The sequence below is a fragment of the Thiocapsa imhoffii genome (assembly GCF_016583985.1).
Classification (GTDB): Bacteria; Pseudomonadota; Gammaproteobacteria; order Chromatiales; family Chromatiaceae; genus Thiocapsa; species Thiocapsa imhoffii.
Genome location: NZ_NRSD01000001.1, coordinates 236,387 through 251,923, shown reverse-complemented (window position 1 = coordinate 251,923; position 15,537 = coordinate 236,387). Strand labels below are relative to the sequence as shown.

Below are 15,537 nucleotides of genomic sequence, written 5' to 3'. Positions count from 1 at the left end.
AGCGCGTGATCGGTCTCCTGCAACGTGTCTCCAGTGCCCAAGTCGAGGTCGCGGGGACCACCGTCGGCGCCATCGAACGCGGTCTGCTGGTCTTCGTCGGGGTCCAGCGCGGTGACAGCGAAGCGCGCGGCGAACGCCTGTTGGAGCGACTGCTTGGCTACCGGGTCTTTCCTGATTCAGCCGATCGTATGAACTTGAGCCTGCGTGACATCGGCGGTGGCCTGCTGTTGGTCCCCCAGTTCACCCTCGCGGCCGCGACCCGTCAGGGCACACGCGCGAGCTTCACCAGCGCGGCACCCAGCGCGGAAGGCCAACGTCTGTTCGAGTTGTTGGTGACCCAGGCACGGACCCGCCATGCCCCTGTCGCAACTGGGCGCTTTGGCGCCGAGATGCGCGTCACCCTGGTCAACGAGGGACCCGTTACCTTTTGGCTCGAGACCTGATGCGCGAGCCACTGAGCGGACACGACCGACCTCAGCGGGAGGGGAGGAGAGTCAGCACCCCAAGGGTCTCGTCGGCACTCGGACCCTGCCAAGGCCACGCACGCAGACGCCCCGCGCGCCAGTGCGCGAGTTGATCGGTCCGGTAGGGCGAGAAACGGTGGCCAGACTGGCCCAACGGCTGGATCCCTTGAGTGCGTGACCAGTCATCGGGCGTGAAGACGACGCGCATTGAGGGCACGAACAGCACGGACTCGGGGGCGAGCGGCAAGGGCTTCATGAGCGCCACGGTATCGAGATGCCCTCCGACGCCGATCGGCCCCACGTTGAAGAGCGATCCGATCAGCGGCAGCGTGCCGAAGGCATGCGGAAACGTCAGGGTCCGCAATGCCGCCAGCCCTGGATCACCGGCGGAACCGAGCCGGGCGACGAGCTCGCCCTTCGCCGCCGTCAGTGCACGCGCCCAAATCTCCGCGGGCTCCTCGATCCAGTCGGTCGTCACATCGTCCCAAAAACTCGAGCGTCCAGTCCGCAAGGTCTCCTGCAGTGGGCTGTAGGAGAAGGCCGCCAGATTGGTGAGCGTCTCGAGATCGTCGCCGAGTTCATCGCCATAGAGCGCCCGATAGAGGGAGGGTTCGAGCAGGGCATAAAAGGCGGCGGCACGGCTATGCGCGCTCATGTCGCCATCCCACTCCAGCAGCTCCGCCACGGCGATGTCCCAGGCTTCGGCATCGACCGCGCGCAATGCCATCTCAAGTGACCGCACGGCCTGCTGCGTCAGCCGCGCCTGGATGCTGATCGTATCGAGTTGGATCCGTGCCATCTCCTGCGCGGTCACTGGTTCCACCTGGGCGATTCTTGCGGCAATCCGCTCGGCTCGAAAGGGGGCCATCCAAGTCTGGCTGACGTTGACCGGGTAGGCGACCGGAATGATGCGATGATTGGCGTTGATGAGTGCCGCGCCTGGCGGCTGCAGCAGACGTGGATTGAGTGCCTGTGGGACGCTCCCCTGCCAGGCTTGATCGGCGACCCAACCGAGCGCGGGGAAGGCACCTAGGCCCGCGCCGCGCTGTGGCAGCACCCCACTGGTCTGAAAGCCAATCCGTCCGTCCCGGTCGGCCATCATCAGATTCAGGACGACATGACGGAAATCCAGGATGGCCGCGCTGGCCTCCTCGAGCGTCCGGGCCTGATTGAGACGCCGCAGTCCGGCAAAGGAGAGATCCGGTTGATCCTTGCTTTGCCGCAGCGCTAGGCGATAGGCGGTATCCGGCTGCGGCAAATCCATCGGGGTGCGGGTCATCGGCCCCAGAACCGGATTGAGGATGACGCCGTGACGGGTCGACTGCACCGGCAACTCGTGGGTGTCGCCCCCCTTGACCCGAATGTGTTCGAATCGGGTCAGGATCGGTTCCAGCTCGCCGTTCGGTCGCTCGACCTGGAGCTGATCCGGCGTCAAGCGTTCGATGAAGAGGTCCTGGGTATCGGCCACCGTACTCGTCATCCCCCAGGCGAGGTCGCGATTGTGCCCGATCATCACCAGTGGAATGCCTGGCAGACTCGCCCCCACGACCGCAAGTTCCGGGGTGATCAGCTCCAGCTCGTACCAGATCCCGGGCATTGACGCGGCCAAGTGCGGATCATTTGCCAAGAGGGCGGCACCATCGGCCGTGCGCGCGCCCGTGACCGCCCACGCATTGCTCGCCACGGACGGTTGGGGGAGACCAAGCCGACCGATCAGCGCGACCACGGCGTCAAGATGCAGCCCCGAAGCCGGACCGAAGTGTGTCCGCGCCTCCGCGCCCAACAGCTCCGACAGTTCGCGCGGCAGGGGTGGTGCCGAGATGCCGACGTCCGTCGGAAAGAGTTCGCGCGCCCGCTCCGGACCCAGCCGCGCCGCCAGCCGCAGAAAGGCCAGCTCATGGCGTACGTTGAAGGACTGGCTCCACGCCATGTAGCCGCCGATCAGCAGACTGTCGAGTGGCGTCCAGGGCTCCGGTGCGGCGCCGATAAGACGATACTCGAGCGGCACGCGCCGCTGCGTCACGGCGCGGAGCTGATAGGCGTTAACGCCGGCGGCATAGGCACTCAAGAGTTAGCGGTCGGCGGCGGTCAGTGCCGCGAGACTGCGCTCGGCGTCATGCGTGAGCCCGATGGTGCGGAAAAACCGGTCGGCCGGCAGCACGACGGGGCCAAATTGTTCCGCGAGTCGCCCACTGGCGAGCCGTCGCAACAGGTCCATCTGCCACAGACGCTCGCTCGCCACCACATAACCTTGCGCGAAGAGCAGGTCCGCGAGGTCCTCTGCCTCGATGGTCGGAATCGCATGCGGCCCGTAGCGCACGCGAACCGGGGCCTTGAGACCCGCCAGGCTGATGCTCCCCTTGTAGACCGGCTCCGCGCGCTTGGCAACCCAATAGAGCCCGGCACTGCCCAGACCCAACACGACAGCCAACGCGATGAGCCCGAAGCGGACGACGCGAAACCAGCGCGGGGAAGCATGACGCGGCAATCTCAGGGCCTCGGCGTCGCGGCAGGCTGTAAACCGCGCACGAACGCGATGAAGGCATCACGTTGTTCCGCGACCAGCATGGCGGGACCATGGAGCTGCGGATACAGGGTCCCCTCCGGGGTCTCAACCACGGCGGCGAGCAGCATCCGATCGGGCAGCATGTCACCGCCCGGCCCCATCCCTACGCTGCGCCCATAGGAACCGCGGAGCTCGACGAGCGTCGCGGGCAATGCCGCCGTGCCGATCTCGCTGATGCGCGGCTCGACGGCAGTCCCCTCGGGGCCCTGAAATTGTGACTGCCAACGCTCGACATTGGCCTCCAGGGTGCCACCTTGTTCGGGGCCGAAATAGAAGACGACGAACGCCGCGGCATCACCGTCCGCCGCGGGGATGGCGGATTGGAGAAGGCGCATGTCACTGCTCGGGGTCTCGAGCTGCCATGCGTCAGGAATACTCGAACCGAGGCCCAACAGGGTCACCGCCTGCTCGGCATGAGCAGAGGCCCCCGCGAGGAACAGGCTGGCTAAGAGAAGACGCGCGGATCGGGTGCTCGACATCAATCTATCCTCCAGATCAGTTGAAATCTCATCATATTCGGCCACGTCTGGCCAGGGAGAGCCGGTTGAAACGGTTCCGTGACCACACGCGGCTCAGGTGTTCACCGACTCAGGATCCATGCCACCACCGCCAGTGGTCCACAACCAGATCAGGTCGTACATCGCGTATCCTATCCGACAATCACACTCGGTTTGCGGCCCGGGTGCGACCCAGGACGTGCTGGCGATCCATGCTCAGTGGCGCGCGCCCGAGCGAACACGATTCCAATCCTTTCGCGAGGTATTGCTCCAATGCTCAACCAACCTGACGCAACTGTCGTCAAGACTTATCTCATGGAACTGCAGGATCGCATCTGCGTGGCCCTGCGCGAGACCGATGGTGGCGCTGGTTTCCGTGAGGAGGTCTGGCAACGCCCAGGCGGAGGCGGTGGACGGACTCGCATCATGCAGGACGGAGCCGTCTTCGAACGCGGGGGGATCAATTTTTCCCATGTCTTCGGCGATCGCCTACCCCCGTCCGCCAGTGCAAACCGTCCCGAGCTCGCCGGCCGTGCCTTCGAGGCCATGGGCGTGTCCCTGGTGGTGCATCCGCGCAACCCGTACGTTCCAACCTCGCACCTGAATGTGCGCTTCTTCATCGCCGAGAAACCCGATGCCGAGCCGGTCTGGTGGTTCGGTGGTGGCTTCGATCTGACCCCTTACTATGGTTTCGAGGAGGATGTTCGACACTGGCACCGGACCGCTCGCGCGGCCTGCGAACCATTTGGAGCCGATCGCTACCCCTGTTACAAGGCATGGTGCGACCAGTATTTCTTTCTGAAACATCGCAACGAACCGCGTGGTGTCGGCGGCCTCTTCTTCGATGATTTGAACGAGGGCGGGTTCGAACACAGCTTCGCATTCATGCGCAGTGTCGCCGAGCATTATCTGCCAGCTTACCTACCGATCGTGAATCGACGCTGGGCCCGCCCGTACGGGGATGATGAACGCGAGTTCCAGAAAATCAGGCGCGGGCGCTATGTCGAGTTCAATCTCGTCTACGATCGTGGAACCCTCTTTGGTCTTCAGTCGGGGGGTCGTACCGAGTCGATCCTTATGTCGCTTCCGCCAGAGGTGAGTTGGCGCTACGACCATCAACCGTCTCCCGGAAGCCCCGAGGCGGAACTCTACGATGTTTATCTCAAACCGCGCGACTGGCTTGCGGATGAAGAGCCGACCACCGAGGCAGATGGGGCTGTTCCAGGCGAGGACACGCGAACCCCAGGGCAGGTGAGCTGATCGCCTTGAGTGCTACTGCGCCGGGCACCCCATTGCGGCTCCGTTGCGCTGTCCGCTCGGGGTCCGTTCGATCCCGTTTTGAGCGCCGAGGTCTGGGAATCGTCTGGCACGCGAGGGGGTCGTGCGCCCAACCACTCATTGACCGTATTCAGCCTTCGATCCAGTCATATCCCACGCAAAGGTACAATCGAGATGGGATAAGACCGCGATCAACCCACTCTCGCCATCTTCCACCATCACCGCCACCGGCGAACGCTTGTTGAAATGCTTGTTTGCGCGCTTTACCCACAGATGCCGCATCTCCGGGTTGCGCGGGAAATAGGTGTGGAGGGCGTCTTCGATACGAATGAGATAGGAGAGACGACGGTTCACGGCGGCATCATCCGGAAAACAGTCTTCGTCACGATAGCGTGAGAGATTGCGCGCCTTGATGGACTCAGGGAGCTGGAGCAGCACCAAAATGTCACGGGCCGCCAGGTTCCATCCCTCGACCAATCCCATGATTCGGCGCGTCAGCGCGCAGCGCTCGTCTAGCGTCAAGTCAGACATGAAGGAATCCTGTGTGGTAGCACCGCCGAGTGGGCACAGCGGCAATCTGGCGCATCCAGACTCGGCGCGAGCGAGCGGAAAACACCCTTGGTGATGAGGTAGCGTCGACTGGCACCAGTTACAAGCATGGCGTCGTGAGCCGCCACCAGGTCGCGGACTCAGCGAGGCACCCGCGTGATGCGCAAGACGACCGGGAGCTGTCGGACCCGCCGCATGATCCGGGCCAGATGCACTCTGCTCCTGACCAGGATCATCAAATCCAGCGCGGTCGTCATCCCGTCCTTTTCGCGTGTGAAGACATTCTCGATGTTAGACCCCAGATCAGAAATGGCATTGGCCACCACCGCGAGGGCTCCGCGCCGGTTACCGACCTCAACCCGGATCTCGGTTGGATACTCGCCGTCCGGCTCATCGGCCCATTCGACCTCAAGACGCGTGTCACGCCGGCTCTCTAGGCTGCCGAGATTGCGACATTCGATACGATGCACCACGATCCCTCGCCCGGGGCTGAATAGCGCCGCGATGGGGTCGCCCGGAATCGGCCGACAACAGCGCGCAAAGCTCACTACAATCCCCTCGGTTCCGCGGATCGCGAGCCGATGCGGGTGAACATCACCACCACGCTCGGGATTGATCTCATCCTCCTCCATGACCACGAGCCGGCGGGCGACGAACGCGGCGAGCCGATTACCAAGACCAATCTCCACCAGCAGGTCATCGAGGCTCGACTGATTCGCGTCCTCAAGATAGGCCGCGACGCGTAGCGGATCGATCTGCTCCAGGGTGACCCCGAGCGGCGCGAGCTCATTGGCGAGGAGACGCCGCCCGAGTTCGATGGCCTCGCGCTGTTTGAGGTTTTTGAGGTAACCGCGGATACTGGCTCGGGCCTTGCCGGTCACCACGAAATTGAGCCAGGCTGCGTTGGGCTGTTTGCCGGGCGAGGTGAAGATTTCGACCGTCTGTCCGCTTCGCAACATGGTGTCGAGCGAGACCATTTGGCGATCGATGCGTGCCGCGACGCAGGAATTGCCGACATCGGAGTGAATCGCGTAGGCAAAGTCGATCACGGTCGCCCCCCGCTTGAGGGTCATGATCCGACCCTTGGGCGTGAAGACGTAGACTTCGTCGGGGAACAGATCGACCTTCACATGCTCGAGGAATTCAACCGAATCACCCGCGCCGCGCTGCATCACCAGGAGATTCTGCAACCATTCCGCCGCAAGCGCCGGGGTGTTCGACGTCCCTTGCTCACCCGTTTTATACATCCAATGCGCCGCAATCCCGGACTCAGCCATGCGTTGCATCTCGTGCGTTCGGATCTGAATCTCGATATGGATCCCTTGCGGCCCGACCAGCACCGAATGAAGCGATTGATAGCCGTTGGCCTTTGGAATGGCGATGTAGTCCTTGAAGCGTCCGGGTACGGGTTTGTAGAGGTTGTGAGCCAGCCCGAGCACCCGATAGCAGGTGTCGATGCGATCGACCGTGACGCGGAAACCGAAGACATCGACCACCTCCGAGAAGGCGCGATGTTTCTCACGCATCTTGCAGTAGATCCCATAGAGATGCTTGCGGCGGCCCTCGACCTCGCCCGCGAGATCCTCCTGCAGCATGGCGCGTCTGAGTTCCGTCTCGACCGTGCTCACCATCTCCAGGCGCGCCCCACAGGTCTTGCGCAGTGCCCGCTGGATGATGCCGCGACGCCATGGCCAATAGTGTAGGAACCCCAACTCCTCAAGCTCCACCCGCATCCGATCGATGCCCAGGCGATTCGCGATCGGAGCAAAGATCTCGAGCGTTTCGCGGGAGATGCGACGGCAGGCCTCCGGCTTCATCGCATCGAGCGTGCGCATGTTATGAAGCCGATCAGCCAGCTTGATCAGAATGACACGAATGTCGCGGGTCATCGCGAGCAGCATTTTTTGCAGGCTCGCCGCCTGCGCTTCGGCCCGGGATTCGAACTGAATCTGGGAGAGCTTGCTGACCCCATCGACGAGTTCCGCGACCTGTGGGCCAAAGGCGTCCGCGACTTGTTCCTTGGTCACCCCCGTGTCTTCGATCACATCGTGCAAGATGGCTGCGATCAGGCACTGATAATCCATGCGCATCTCGCCCAGGATCCGTGCCACCGCAACGGGATGGTAAATATAGGGTTCGCCTGATTTGCGTGTCTGCCCATCGTGCGCCTCGGCACCGAACAGATAGGCGCGATAGATCTCGCTGATCTGTTCAGGCGGCAGATACGTGGACAGGTCAGCGCACAGATCGCTCATCAGATAGCGTTTCGAGACGGGACCCTCGCCGAGAGAAGACAGCGCATGGCGAACGGAACCTGGCGCCCACGCCCGATCGCCGGCGGCGTTCGTCGGGTGGGCGTGGATGGTCTCGTTCGCGCAGGGGTTCACGGTCTTGGCGACTCGGTGGGAAACGAGCGCGGAACCGGGACCCGTGGGAGCCGCTGTTGACTTGACCCCAAACCTGGATCAATGCGGGGAGCGGGCCATGCCGACACCATGACCACCCCATCCGAGCGGAGCCCCTGAGTCGCGGGCATCACCACTCGCGCGACTCGTCGGCTACTCCTTGGGGACACGGCTTGGTTCCGCGTCGTTCGATTCAGCTGAGAATTCCTCGGCGTAGGCTTGTTGCAGCGCGGCGGTGGTCTCATCGATTTCGCGCTGCGCGGCTTGGACGGTCGCGGAGGAAATATGGCCGGCGGCGATCTCGCGCAGCGCCATCACGGTGGGCTTATCGTTGGCCCAGGGCAGGAGCGGATCGCAACCATTCGCAAGCTGGCGTGCCCGTTGCGTTGCGAGCAAGACCAGATCAAACCGATTATCAACGTGATTCAAGCAGTCTTCGACAGTGATTCGAGCCATCTCAATCGTCTCCAAATAACGGGGGCGTCCCAGGCGCGGCGCGCAGCGGCTGGGAACGGCGAGCGGCGGACGTGGCGTCCTGCGCGGGCAGACACGGGGAGGTCGAGACCACACCAGGTGTCGGGTGACCTCATAACCAATCAAATGATCTGAGATCAAGAGCCTAGCACACTCGATGGCACCTGAGGAGCGTGGATCACCGCAGCAGGCCCGAACCGGCACGCGGCGCGGCGCGGCTCTAGCGGCGACCGGGTAAGGTGGCGACCGGTGCACGTCCATGGCCCTAGCGGCAGCGCACGCTCGGGGTCAGGGCAAGCGCTCTCAAACGCAATGGCTGGACGATCGTTAGAACGCGGCCACGGCGTCCGCGTTCCCGGAGCCACCGGCCACCGCTAAAACGCGAACGCGAAGGCCACACGGGAGCGTTGCCGCACCATGAGGTGGCGCTCGGCCACCACAATGGCGGCAAGCGCATCCAAGGCCCCGTCGAAGCGGTCGTTCACAACCAGATATTTGTATTCATCCGCGTGCGTCATCTCAGAGCGTGCCTGCGCCATCCGGCGGGCGATGACCGCATCGCTGTCCGTTCCACGCCCGCGCAAACGACGCTCCAGCTCCGCGATCGATGGCGGCAGGATGAAGATCCCGACGGACGTCGGAAAGCATTCGCGTACTTGCCGCGCGCCCTGCCAGTCGATCTCAAGGATGACATCGTGCCCCTCTGCCAGACGGGTGCGCACATCGGCCGCGCGCGTTCCATACCAATTGTCGAACACCCGCGCATGTTCGAGAAAGTCACCGGCGCGCAAGGCGGCCTGAAACTCGGCCGGCGCGACGAAATGGTAATGCACCCCATCCTGTTCTCCGGGACGCGCCGCCCGTGTCGTGCACGAAACCGAGAGTGTCAGCGCAGGATCACGCGCCAGGAGCGCCTTCATCAGCGACGTCTTGCCGGCTCCGGATGGCGCCGAGACGATCAATAGAATGCCTTCGTTCATGTTGCACTCCAATGCCTACGCACCAGCGTCAGTGACGGTCCAATCCGGATCATGGCGCCCCGCTGTTGCGATGCCAGATCAGACGGCGCCCCACGCTAGCGGGCACGCCACCGAATCCAGGGACGAGGGGGTCGCGTCGACACCACTTGAAACCCGGCCGAGGTTCCGCTCGGTCCACCCGTGCTGCAAGACCGGGAACCGCTGATGCCAGACCGCGCAGCCGCGCCTGGTGTTGGCCGGCTGGAGATGAAGACCGTCACATTGACGGATTATTCGAGATTCTGGATCTGCTCGCGCATTTGCTCGATCAACACCTTCATCTCGACCGCTTCACGGGTGACCTCCACATCCGCCGACTTCGACGTCAGGGTGTTGGCCTCGCGGTTGAGTTCCTGCATCAGAAAGTCGAGCCGCCGGCCAACCGGTTCGGGGCGTTTCAACACATCGCGCACCTCGGCGATATGGGCCTCGAGGCGATCCATCTCCTCGTCGACATCGAGACGGGCCGCGATCAACGCGATCTCCTGCTCGAGGCGACCCTCATCGAGCTGCGCCCTGAGCTCGGCGAGACGATCGCTCAGACGCTGCCGCACCCCATCCATCACCTGCGGCATCCGCGCCCGAACCCGTCCGACGCTCTCTTCGAGGCGGTCACAGCGCTCGATTAAGAGCGCTTCCAGGCGCTCACCCTCGCGCACGCGCGTGGCGAGTAAGCTGTCCAAGGCCCCCTCCAGGAGGTCCAAAGCCGCCGCCGCGACCTGATCGAGATCGCGCTCCGGCTCATGCAAGACGCCGGGCCAGCGCAGTAACTCGAAGGGCGAAGGCTCGATGCCGCGCCCGATGATCGCGCCCACTTCCTGCCCGGCGGCGAGGAGTTGCTCGACAAACAGGCGATTGACCCGCAGGTTCCCCACCATCCCCACTGCCGCGGTGTAGCGCAAAGTGCAGTCGAGCTTGCCGCGCTGCAAACGCGCCGCCAAGCGCGCACGCACGCGGGCCTCGAGTGAACGCAACTCTTCAGGCAAGCGCAGATGGGGTTCTAAATAACGGTGGTTGACAGCGCGCAATTCCCATGTGAGTTCACCAAAATCACCCGAGCGCGACTCGCGCGCGAAGGCCGTCATGCTTTTAATCATCTAATCCCCTCGAAACTGTTTGAAATCTTGGTCGGCCCTCACGACGACGACCGCGGCCACTCGCCACTCGCCACTCGCCACTCGCCACTCGCCACTCGCCACTCGCCACTCGCCACTCGCCCAGATTATCCTATACCCCCAGCAAGCGAGACGCAGTGGAATCCATCACGACCTCGGGCACGGCGGTGCGGCGACGATCCCACGGCAGCCCTCATGCCGGTCGCCCACCGGTGCGTCGTGACCACCTCATGCGCGCCAACCGCGAGGCACCGCCATGGCCGTCGATCGAGAGAGCCTTCCGGATGGAACGGTCTTGGGGCCATATCATCTCCAGCATCATATCGCCCAAGGTGGATTCAGTTTGATCTATGAGGGCTATGACGACGACAGCGGCGAGGAGGTCGTGGTCAAGGAGTACATGCCGAAGAAGATCGCACGGCGCGGCCATGCTCAACGTGTGATCCCGAGCGATCCCGCACTCGCAGAGAGTTTTCAGCGCGGCCGGCGGCTCTTTTTTCAAGAGGTGAAAGCACTCGCCTCGCTCCAGCACCCCTCGATCGTGCGGGTCGTCGATTTCTTTCTCGCCAACGAGACCGCTTACCTGGTCATGCCCAATGAGCGCGGACGCAATCTCGGCGCCTATGTGCAAGAGCGCCGTGGCGGCCTCAGCACGACCTTCATCCTCAGTGTTTTCATCCCGATCCTGGACGCCCTGTCGTTGTTGCATCAACGCGCCATGGTTCATCTCGACGTCAAGCCGGGCAATATCCACCTGCGTCATGGCGATCGGCCGATCCTGCTCGATCTCGGGGCCGTTCATCCACTCAAACGTGGTCGTACCCGCGGCGGTCAGGTCATCACCGCCGGTTACTCGCCGCTCGAACAGTATCTGCGGGACGGCCGGGTCGGTCCCTGGACCGATGTCTACGCCGTCGGGGCCAGTATCCGGGCCTGCATGGACGGTCAAACGCCTCTCCCGGCGCCCCAGCGCCAACAGCAGGATACGCTGACTCCCGCGACGGTTGAATTCAAAACCCGTTATCCTCCAGAGTTGCTTGAGCAAGTGGACTGGGCCATGCGGATGGACATCGAACAGCGGCCGCAGGACGCCGGTGAATTGTTGTGCGCGATCCTGAAGAAGGTCGACAAAGGGGTAGAATCCATCTCCGAGCTGTCGAATCCCGAGATGCTCCGCGCGGCCCGCCAACTGGCCTCGTCATGAGGGCACCTGACCAAGGAGGGCGTTGGAGCAACCGAGGCGACCCGCGCGAACCACCCGAGCAGTCCGGCCGATCAGCAGCGACAACTGACGACCCAAGCATGGCACGATCGTGGATTGACGGTTCAACCATGTCAAACCAACCGAATTCGAGGCACCATCGAGAGGTGAGACCGCTCATGACCGACCAGACATCGCAACCATTCGAGCGACCCTCGCGCCGCCGTCCCGATGAACTCAGACCGATTCGCTTCACGCGGGGCTTCACGCGCCATGCCGAGGGCTCGGTGCTTGTCGAGTTTGGTGACACCCGGGTGCTCTGTACGGCGAGTCTCGAGGAACGGGTGCCGCCGTTCCTGAAGGGACAGGGACAGGGGTGGGTGACGGCGGAATATGGCATGCTGCCGCGCGCGACCACCGAACGCTCCGCGCGGGAGGCCGCGCGTGGCAAGCAGGGGGGGCGGACCATGGAGATCCAGCGTCTGATCGGTCGCTCGCTCCGCGCGGCGGTCGATTTAAAGGCCTTAGGTGAGCGCTCGATCACCTTGGATTGTGACGTCCTGCAAGCCGATGGCGGCACCCGAACCGCGGCGATCAGTGGGGCTTGGCTTGCCTTGCGCGATGCGGTCGACGGTTTGCTCGCCCGTGGACTACTCCCGGCCGATCCGCTCCACACGCAGATTGCAGCGGTCTCGGTCGGAATCCTTGCCGGGGTGCCCATACTGGACCTCGACTACAGCGAGGATGCGAGTGCCGACACGGACCTAAACCTGGTGATGGACGATCAGGACCGGTTCGTCGAGGTCCAGGGAACCGCCGAGGGCACGCCCTTCAGCCGGGCCGAACTCGACGCCTTGCTCAGCATTGGCGCGAGCGGGATCCGCGCCATCCAGAGCGCGCAACGCACGGCGCTCGCACCATGAGCCGAGATCGCACCCGCGGAACCACGACGGCGCCCGTCGCGTACCCTCGGCCAGGTCGCGCCTGGCAGCTCGGCGGACGGACACACCGGAGACCGCTATGATTCGTTCACCGCTTGCTGAGCCCATCGTCTTGGCCAGCAACAATGCCGGCAAGGTCCGCGAGCTCAATCAATTGCTCGCCGATACCCGCATCAACGTCGTCCCGCAGCGCGACTTTGGCATCCCCGACGCCGCGGAAACGGGTCTCACCTTCGTCGAGAATGCCATCATCAAGGCGCGTCAGGCCGCGCGGCTCAGCGGACGGCCCGCGATCGCCGACGACTCGGGCCTCGAGGTCGATGCGCTGGGCGGCGCTCCCGGGATTCATTCGGCTCGCTATGCTGGCGCGCAGGCCTCGGATGCGGACAACCTGAAGAAATTACTGGCGGAACTGGAGGGTGTCGACGAGCCCTTGCGCTCCGCGCGCTTTCACTGCGTTCTGGTCTATCTCGCCCACGCTCACGACCCCACGCCCCTGATCTGTCAGGGAACTTGGGAAGGACGCATCCTCCGCGCCGCGCGCGGCGAGCATGGCTTCGGCTATGACCCCATCTTCTGGGTGCCGACCCACGGCTGCAGTTCGGCCGAACTCGAGCCGGCGATCAAGAACCAGCTGAGCCATCGTGGCCAGGCCTTGCGCTGTCTCCGCGAACGCCTCGAAGCAGCGCACCCGGTGGCATCAGGGGACTAGAGATGCTGGATCCTCAAGGCATCGAATTGGTGGCGGATCGCCTCGCGACCGTGCGGGAGCGCATCCGTGCCGTGGCCGCACGCGCGAACCGGGCAGCTGAAGAGATCACCTTGCTTGCGGTCAGCAAGCGACAGAGTGCCGAGGCGATCCGCGCCGCCTATGCGGCCGGCCAGCGGGCATTCGCCGAGAGCTATGTGCAAGAGGCGATGGAGAAACAGGCACAGCTCTGCGACTTGGACATCACCTGGCACTTCATCGGGCGCATCCAAACCAATAAGACGCGCCAGATCGCCCGTCAGTTCGCCTGGGTCCACGGCCTCTGCGATCCAGAGCACGCCCGACGCTTACACGAGCAGCGCCCCCCCGACCAACCGCCACTCGCCGTTTGCGTCCAAGTCAACCTTAGCGGTGAACACAGCAAGGGCGGTCTCTCACCCGCTGCGCTGCCAGACCTACTGGAGGTCTGCGCCCGCTCTGCGCGCCTGCGGGTGCGCGGACTCATGACGCTGCCCGCGCCCGCGACCACGGAAGAGGCACAGCGCGCGCCCTTTCGGAGCTTGCGCATCCTGCGTGACCACATGGCGACGCCGGAACGCCCGCTCGATTGTCTCTCGATGGGGATGTCCGAGGATCTTGAGGCCGCGATCCTTGAAGGGTCGACCCTGGTGCGCATCGGCACGGCGATCTTCGGCCCGCGCCCAACCTCGATGAGCGGCCCGATGCGAGGTCAGCCATGATCCGCAAGGGGCGGGGCGGCGGTTCCACTCGGTTGCCGACCGAGCAGGTCAAGGGCCGAGCGATGGACGGCGCATCGGACCCTGACCAGCACCCGCTCATGAACCATCCGCCCCCCATCTGGCAGAGTCTGCACGCAACGCGCGCGACCCCCTTAGCCGAGGACTTGATATGACCACCAGTACGATCGCCTTCATCGGAGGCGGCAACATGGCCACCAGCCTGATCGCCGGTCTCGTGGCCGACGGTTACGATGGGGCAACCCTGAACGTCTCGGACCCGCGCCCGGAACGCCTGGAGCTCCTGCACAATCGCTACGGGGTTGCGACCTTCGCACGCAACAGTGACGCGGTCGCCGGCGCCGACACCCTGCTGCTGTGCCTGAAGCCACTACAAGCGGCCGAGGTCTGTAGAGAGATCGCCGCGGCCGCCGCGGTGCGCAGCCCGCTTGTGATCTCGGTCATGGCCGGCGTCCCGGAGCAGGCCTTGCAGTATTGGCTCGGCGGGCAACCCCCCATCGTTCGCGCCATGCCGAATACACCGGCCATGGTGCAGACCGGGGCGATCGGACTGCATGCCAGCCCCGAGGTCAGCGAGGATGGCCGCAATCATGCCGAGACGATCCTGCGAGCCGTGGGACTCACCCGTTGGGTCGCGACCGAAGATCAGATCGATGCGGTGACGGCGCTCTCGGGCAGCGGTCCGGCGTATTTCTTCCTCTTCATGGAGGCGTTGGAGGAGGCCGGCATCAGTCTCGGCTTGGATGGTGAAACGGCCCGGCTCTTAACCATTCAAACCGCCTTGGGCGCGGCCAAGATGGCGGTCGAGAGCACCGACCCGCCCGGTCGCTTGCGCGAGCGCGTGACCTCGCCCGGCGGAACGACGGAACGCGCGCTTGAGCATCTGCTGAAAGCGGATCTCCACGCCTTGATGAAACGCGCCGCGCGCGCGGCACACCATCGCGCGGGTGAAATCTCGCGTGACCTCTCGGAGTCACTATGAGCAGCTCGTACCTGACCAACCCGGTTGTTTTTCTCATCCAGACCCTGTTCGGTCTCTATGTCACCTTGGTTGCGATTCGTTTCCTCCTGCAATGGGCGAAGGCCGATTTCTACAATCCCATCTCGCAATTCGTGGTCAAGCTGACCTCGCCGGCCCTGCGCCCACTGCGGAAACTGATCCCGGGGTACGCTGGAATGGATCTGGCCGCACTCGTGCTCGCCTGGCTCCTGAAGTCTGTCGAGTTCGGACTCCTAGTCTTGGTGCTGGGCCTGAACGCCTCGGTGTTCAGCGCCCTCGGCTGGGCGGTGCCCGCGGTCGTGCAGCTCTTCATCACCATTTTCCTGTTCGCAATCCTCATTCGCGTCGTTCTGAGTTGGCTCAATCCCGATCCCTACAACCCGGCGATCATGCTCCTGACCCGACTCACCGACCCCATCATGCAACCGGCTCAGCGTCTGATTCAGCCGATTGGCGGCATCGACCTCTCTCCCATGGTGGTCATCATCGGCTTGATTCTGCTAGAGATGTTGTTGCTTCCACCATTGAAATGGCTCGTTGGGAGTCCCTTCTGAGACACGG

Annotated in this window: 14 protein-coding genes and 1 pseudogene; 8 read left to right on the top strand and 7 right to left on the bottom strand. The window is 63.9% G+C overall.

What is annotated here, in order from left to right; all coding sequences use genetic code 11:
• The first annotated feature begins 5 nt into the window (after positions 1–5).
• Positions 6–443 carry a D-aminoacyl-tRNA deacylase gene (gene dtd, locus CKO25_RS01150; protein WP_200386062.1) on the top strand — a complete coding sequence of 146 codons (438 nt, stop codon included), beginning with the start codon at positions 6–8 and terminating at the stop codon, positions 441–443.
• 31 nt (positions 444–474) lie between these two features.
• On the opposite strand, the pseudogene CKO25_RS01145 reads toward dtd, so the two are convergent.
• Both CKO25_RS01145 and CKO25_RS01140 read right to left on the bottom strand, forming a co-directional pair.
• Positions 475–2,784 (bottom strand): annotated as a pseudogene (locus CKO25_RS01145) (penicillin acylase family protein).
• A gap of 170 nt (positions 2,785–2,954) precedes the next feature.
• A complete protein-coding gene (locus tag CKO25_RS01140; RefSeq protein ID WP_200386061.1) occupies positions 2,955–3,509 on the bottom strand; it encodes a hypothetical protein in 555 nt (184 codons plus the stop codon).
• Positions 3,510–3,800: 291 nt separating this feature from the next.
• On the opposite strand from CKO25_RS01140, the gene hemF reads away from it, so the two are divergent.
• The gene (gene hemF / locus CKO25_RS01135) at positions 3,801–4,787 is read left to right on the top strand and encodes an oxygen-dependent coproporphyrinogen oxidase (protein WP_200386060.1); all 987 of its coding nucleotides are present in this window, start codon (positions 3,801–3,803) and stop codon (positions 4,785–4,787) included.
• 135 nt (positions 4,788–4,922) lie between these two features.
• On the opposite strand, the gene CKO25_RS01130 is transcribed toward hemF, so the two are convergent.
• The 5 genes from CKO25_RS01130 to CKO25_RS01110 all read right to left on the bottom strand — a co-directional run bounded on the left by CKO25_RS01130 (position 4,923) and on the right by CKO25_RS01110 (position 10,349).
• Positions 4,923–5,336, bottom strand: a complete 414-nt coding sequence (locus CKO25_RS01130) for a DUF2384 domain-containing protein (RefSeq protein WP_200386059.1) — start codon at positions 5,334–5,336, stop codon at positions 4,923–4,925.
• Positions 5,337–5,494: 158 nt separating this feature from the next.
• Entirely contained in the window at positions 5,495–7,609 is a 2,115-nt protein-coding gene (locus CKO25_RS01125; RefSeq protein WP_200386318.1) for a RelA/SpoT family protein, read from the bottom strand.
• Between the two features lie 303 nt (positions 7,610–7,912).
• Positions 7,913–8,215, bottom strand: coding sequence for a DNA-directed RNA polymerase subunit omega (rpoZ, locus tag CKO25_RS01120; protein ID WP_200386058.1), 303 nt, complete (start codon positions 8,213–8,215; stop codon positions 7,913–7,915).
• Positions 8,216–8,607: 392 nt separating this feature from the next.
• On the bottom strand, positions 8,608–9,213 hold the full coding sequence (gene gmk, locus CKO25_RS01115) for a guanylate kinase (protein WP_200386057.1): 606 nt from the start codon (positions 9,211–9,213) through the stop codon (positions 8,608–8,610).
• A 269-nt stretch (positions 9,214–9,482) separates the two neighbouring features.
• Positions 9,483–10,349: a YicC/YloC family endoribonuclease gene (locus tag CKO25_RS01110; RefSeq protein WP_200386056.1), complete on the bottom strand. Its 867-nt coding sequence runs from the start codon at positions 10,347–10,349 to the stop codon at positions 9,483–9,485.
• Between the two features lie 274 nt (positions 10,350–10,623).
• On the opposite strand from CKO25_RS01110, the gene CKO25_RS01105 reads away from it, so the two are divergent.
• The 6 genes from CKO25_RS01105 to CKO25_RS01080 all read left to right on the top strand — a co-directional run bounded on the left by CKO25_RS01105 (position 10,624) and on the right by CKO25_RS01080 (position 15,530).
• A complete protein-coding gene (locus CKO25_RS01105) occupies positions 10,624–11,571 on the top strand; it encodes a serine/threonine-protein kinase (protein WP_200386055.1) in 948 nt (315 codons plus the stop codon).
• A gap of 176 nt (positions 11,572–11,747) precedes the next feature.
• A complete protein-coding gene (gene rph / locus CKO25_RS01100; protein WP_200386054.1) occupies positions 11,748–12,491 on the top strand; it encodes a ribonuclease PH in 744 nt (247 codons plus the stop codon).
• Between the two features lie 97 nt (positions 12,492–12,588).
• The gene (gene rdgB / locus CKO25_RS01095; RefSeq protein WP_200386053.1) at positions 12,589–13,221 is read left to right on the top strand and encodes an RdgB/HAM1 family non-canonical purine NTP pyrophosphatase; all 633 of its coding nucleotides are present in this window, start codon (positions 12,589–12,591) and stop codon (positions 13,219–13,221) included.
• Positions 13,222–13,223: 2 nt separating this feature from the next.
• On the top strand, positions 13,224–13,958 hold the full coding sequence (locus tag CKO25_RS01090) for a YggS family pyridoxal phosphate-dependent enzyme (protein WP_200386052.1): 735 nt from the start codon (positions 13,224–13,226) through the stop codon (positions 13,956–13,958).
• A 169-nt stretch (positions 13,959–14,127) separates the two neighbouring features.
• Complete coding sequence (gene proC / locus CKO25_RS01085; RefSeq protein ID WP_200386051.1) at positions 14,128–14,958, top strand: pyrroline-5-carboxylate reductase; 831 nt, start codon at positions 14,128–14,130, stop codon at positions 14,956–14,958.
• The gene (locus tag CKO25_RS01080) at positions 14,955–15,530 is read left to right on the top strand and encodes a YggT family protein (RefSeq protein ID WP_200386050.1); all 576 of its coding nucleotides are present in this window, start codon (positions 14,955–14,957) and stop codon (positions 15,528–15,530) included. The genes proC and CKO25_RS01080 overlap by 4 nt, the downstream gene beginning before the upstream one ends.
• Positions 15,531–15,537 lie beyond the last annotated feature (7 nt).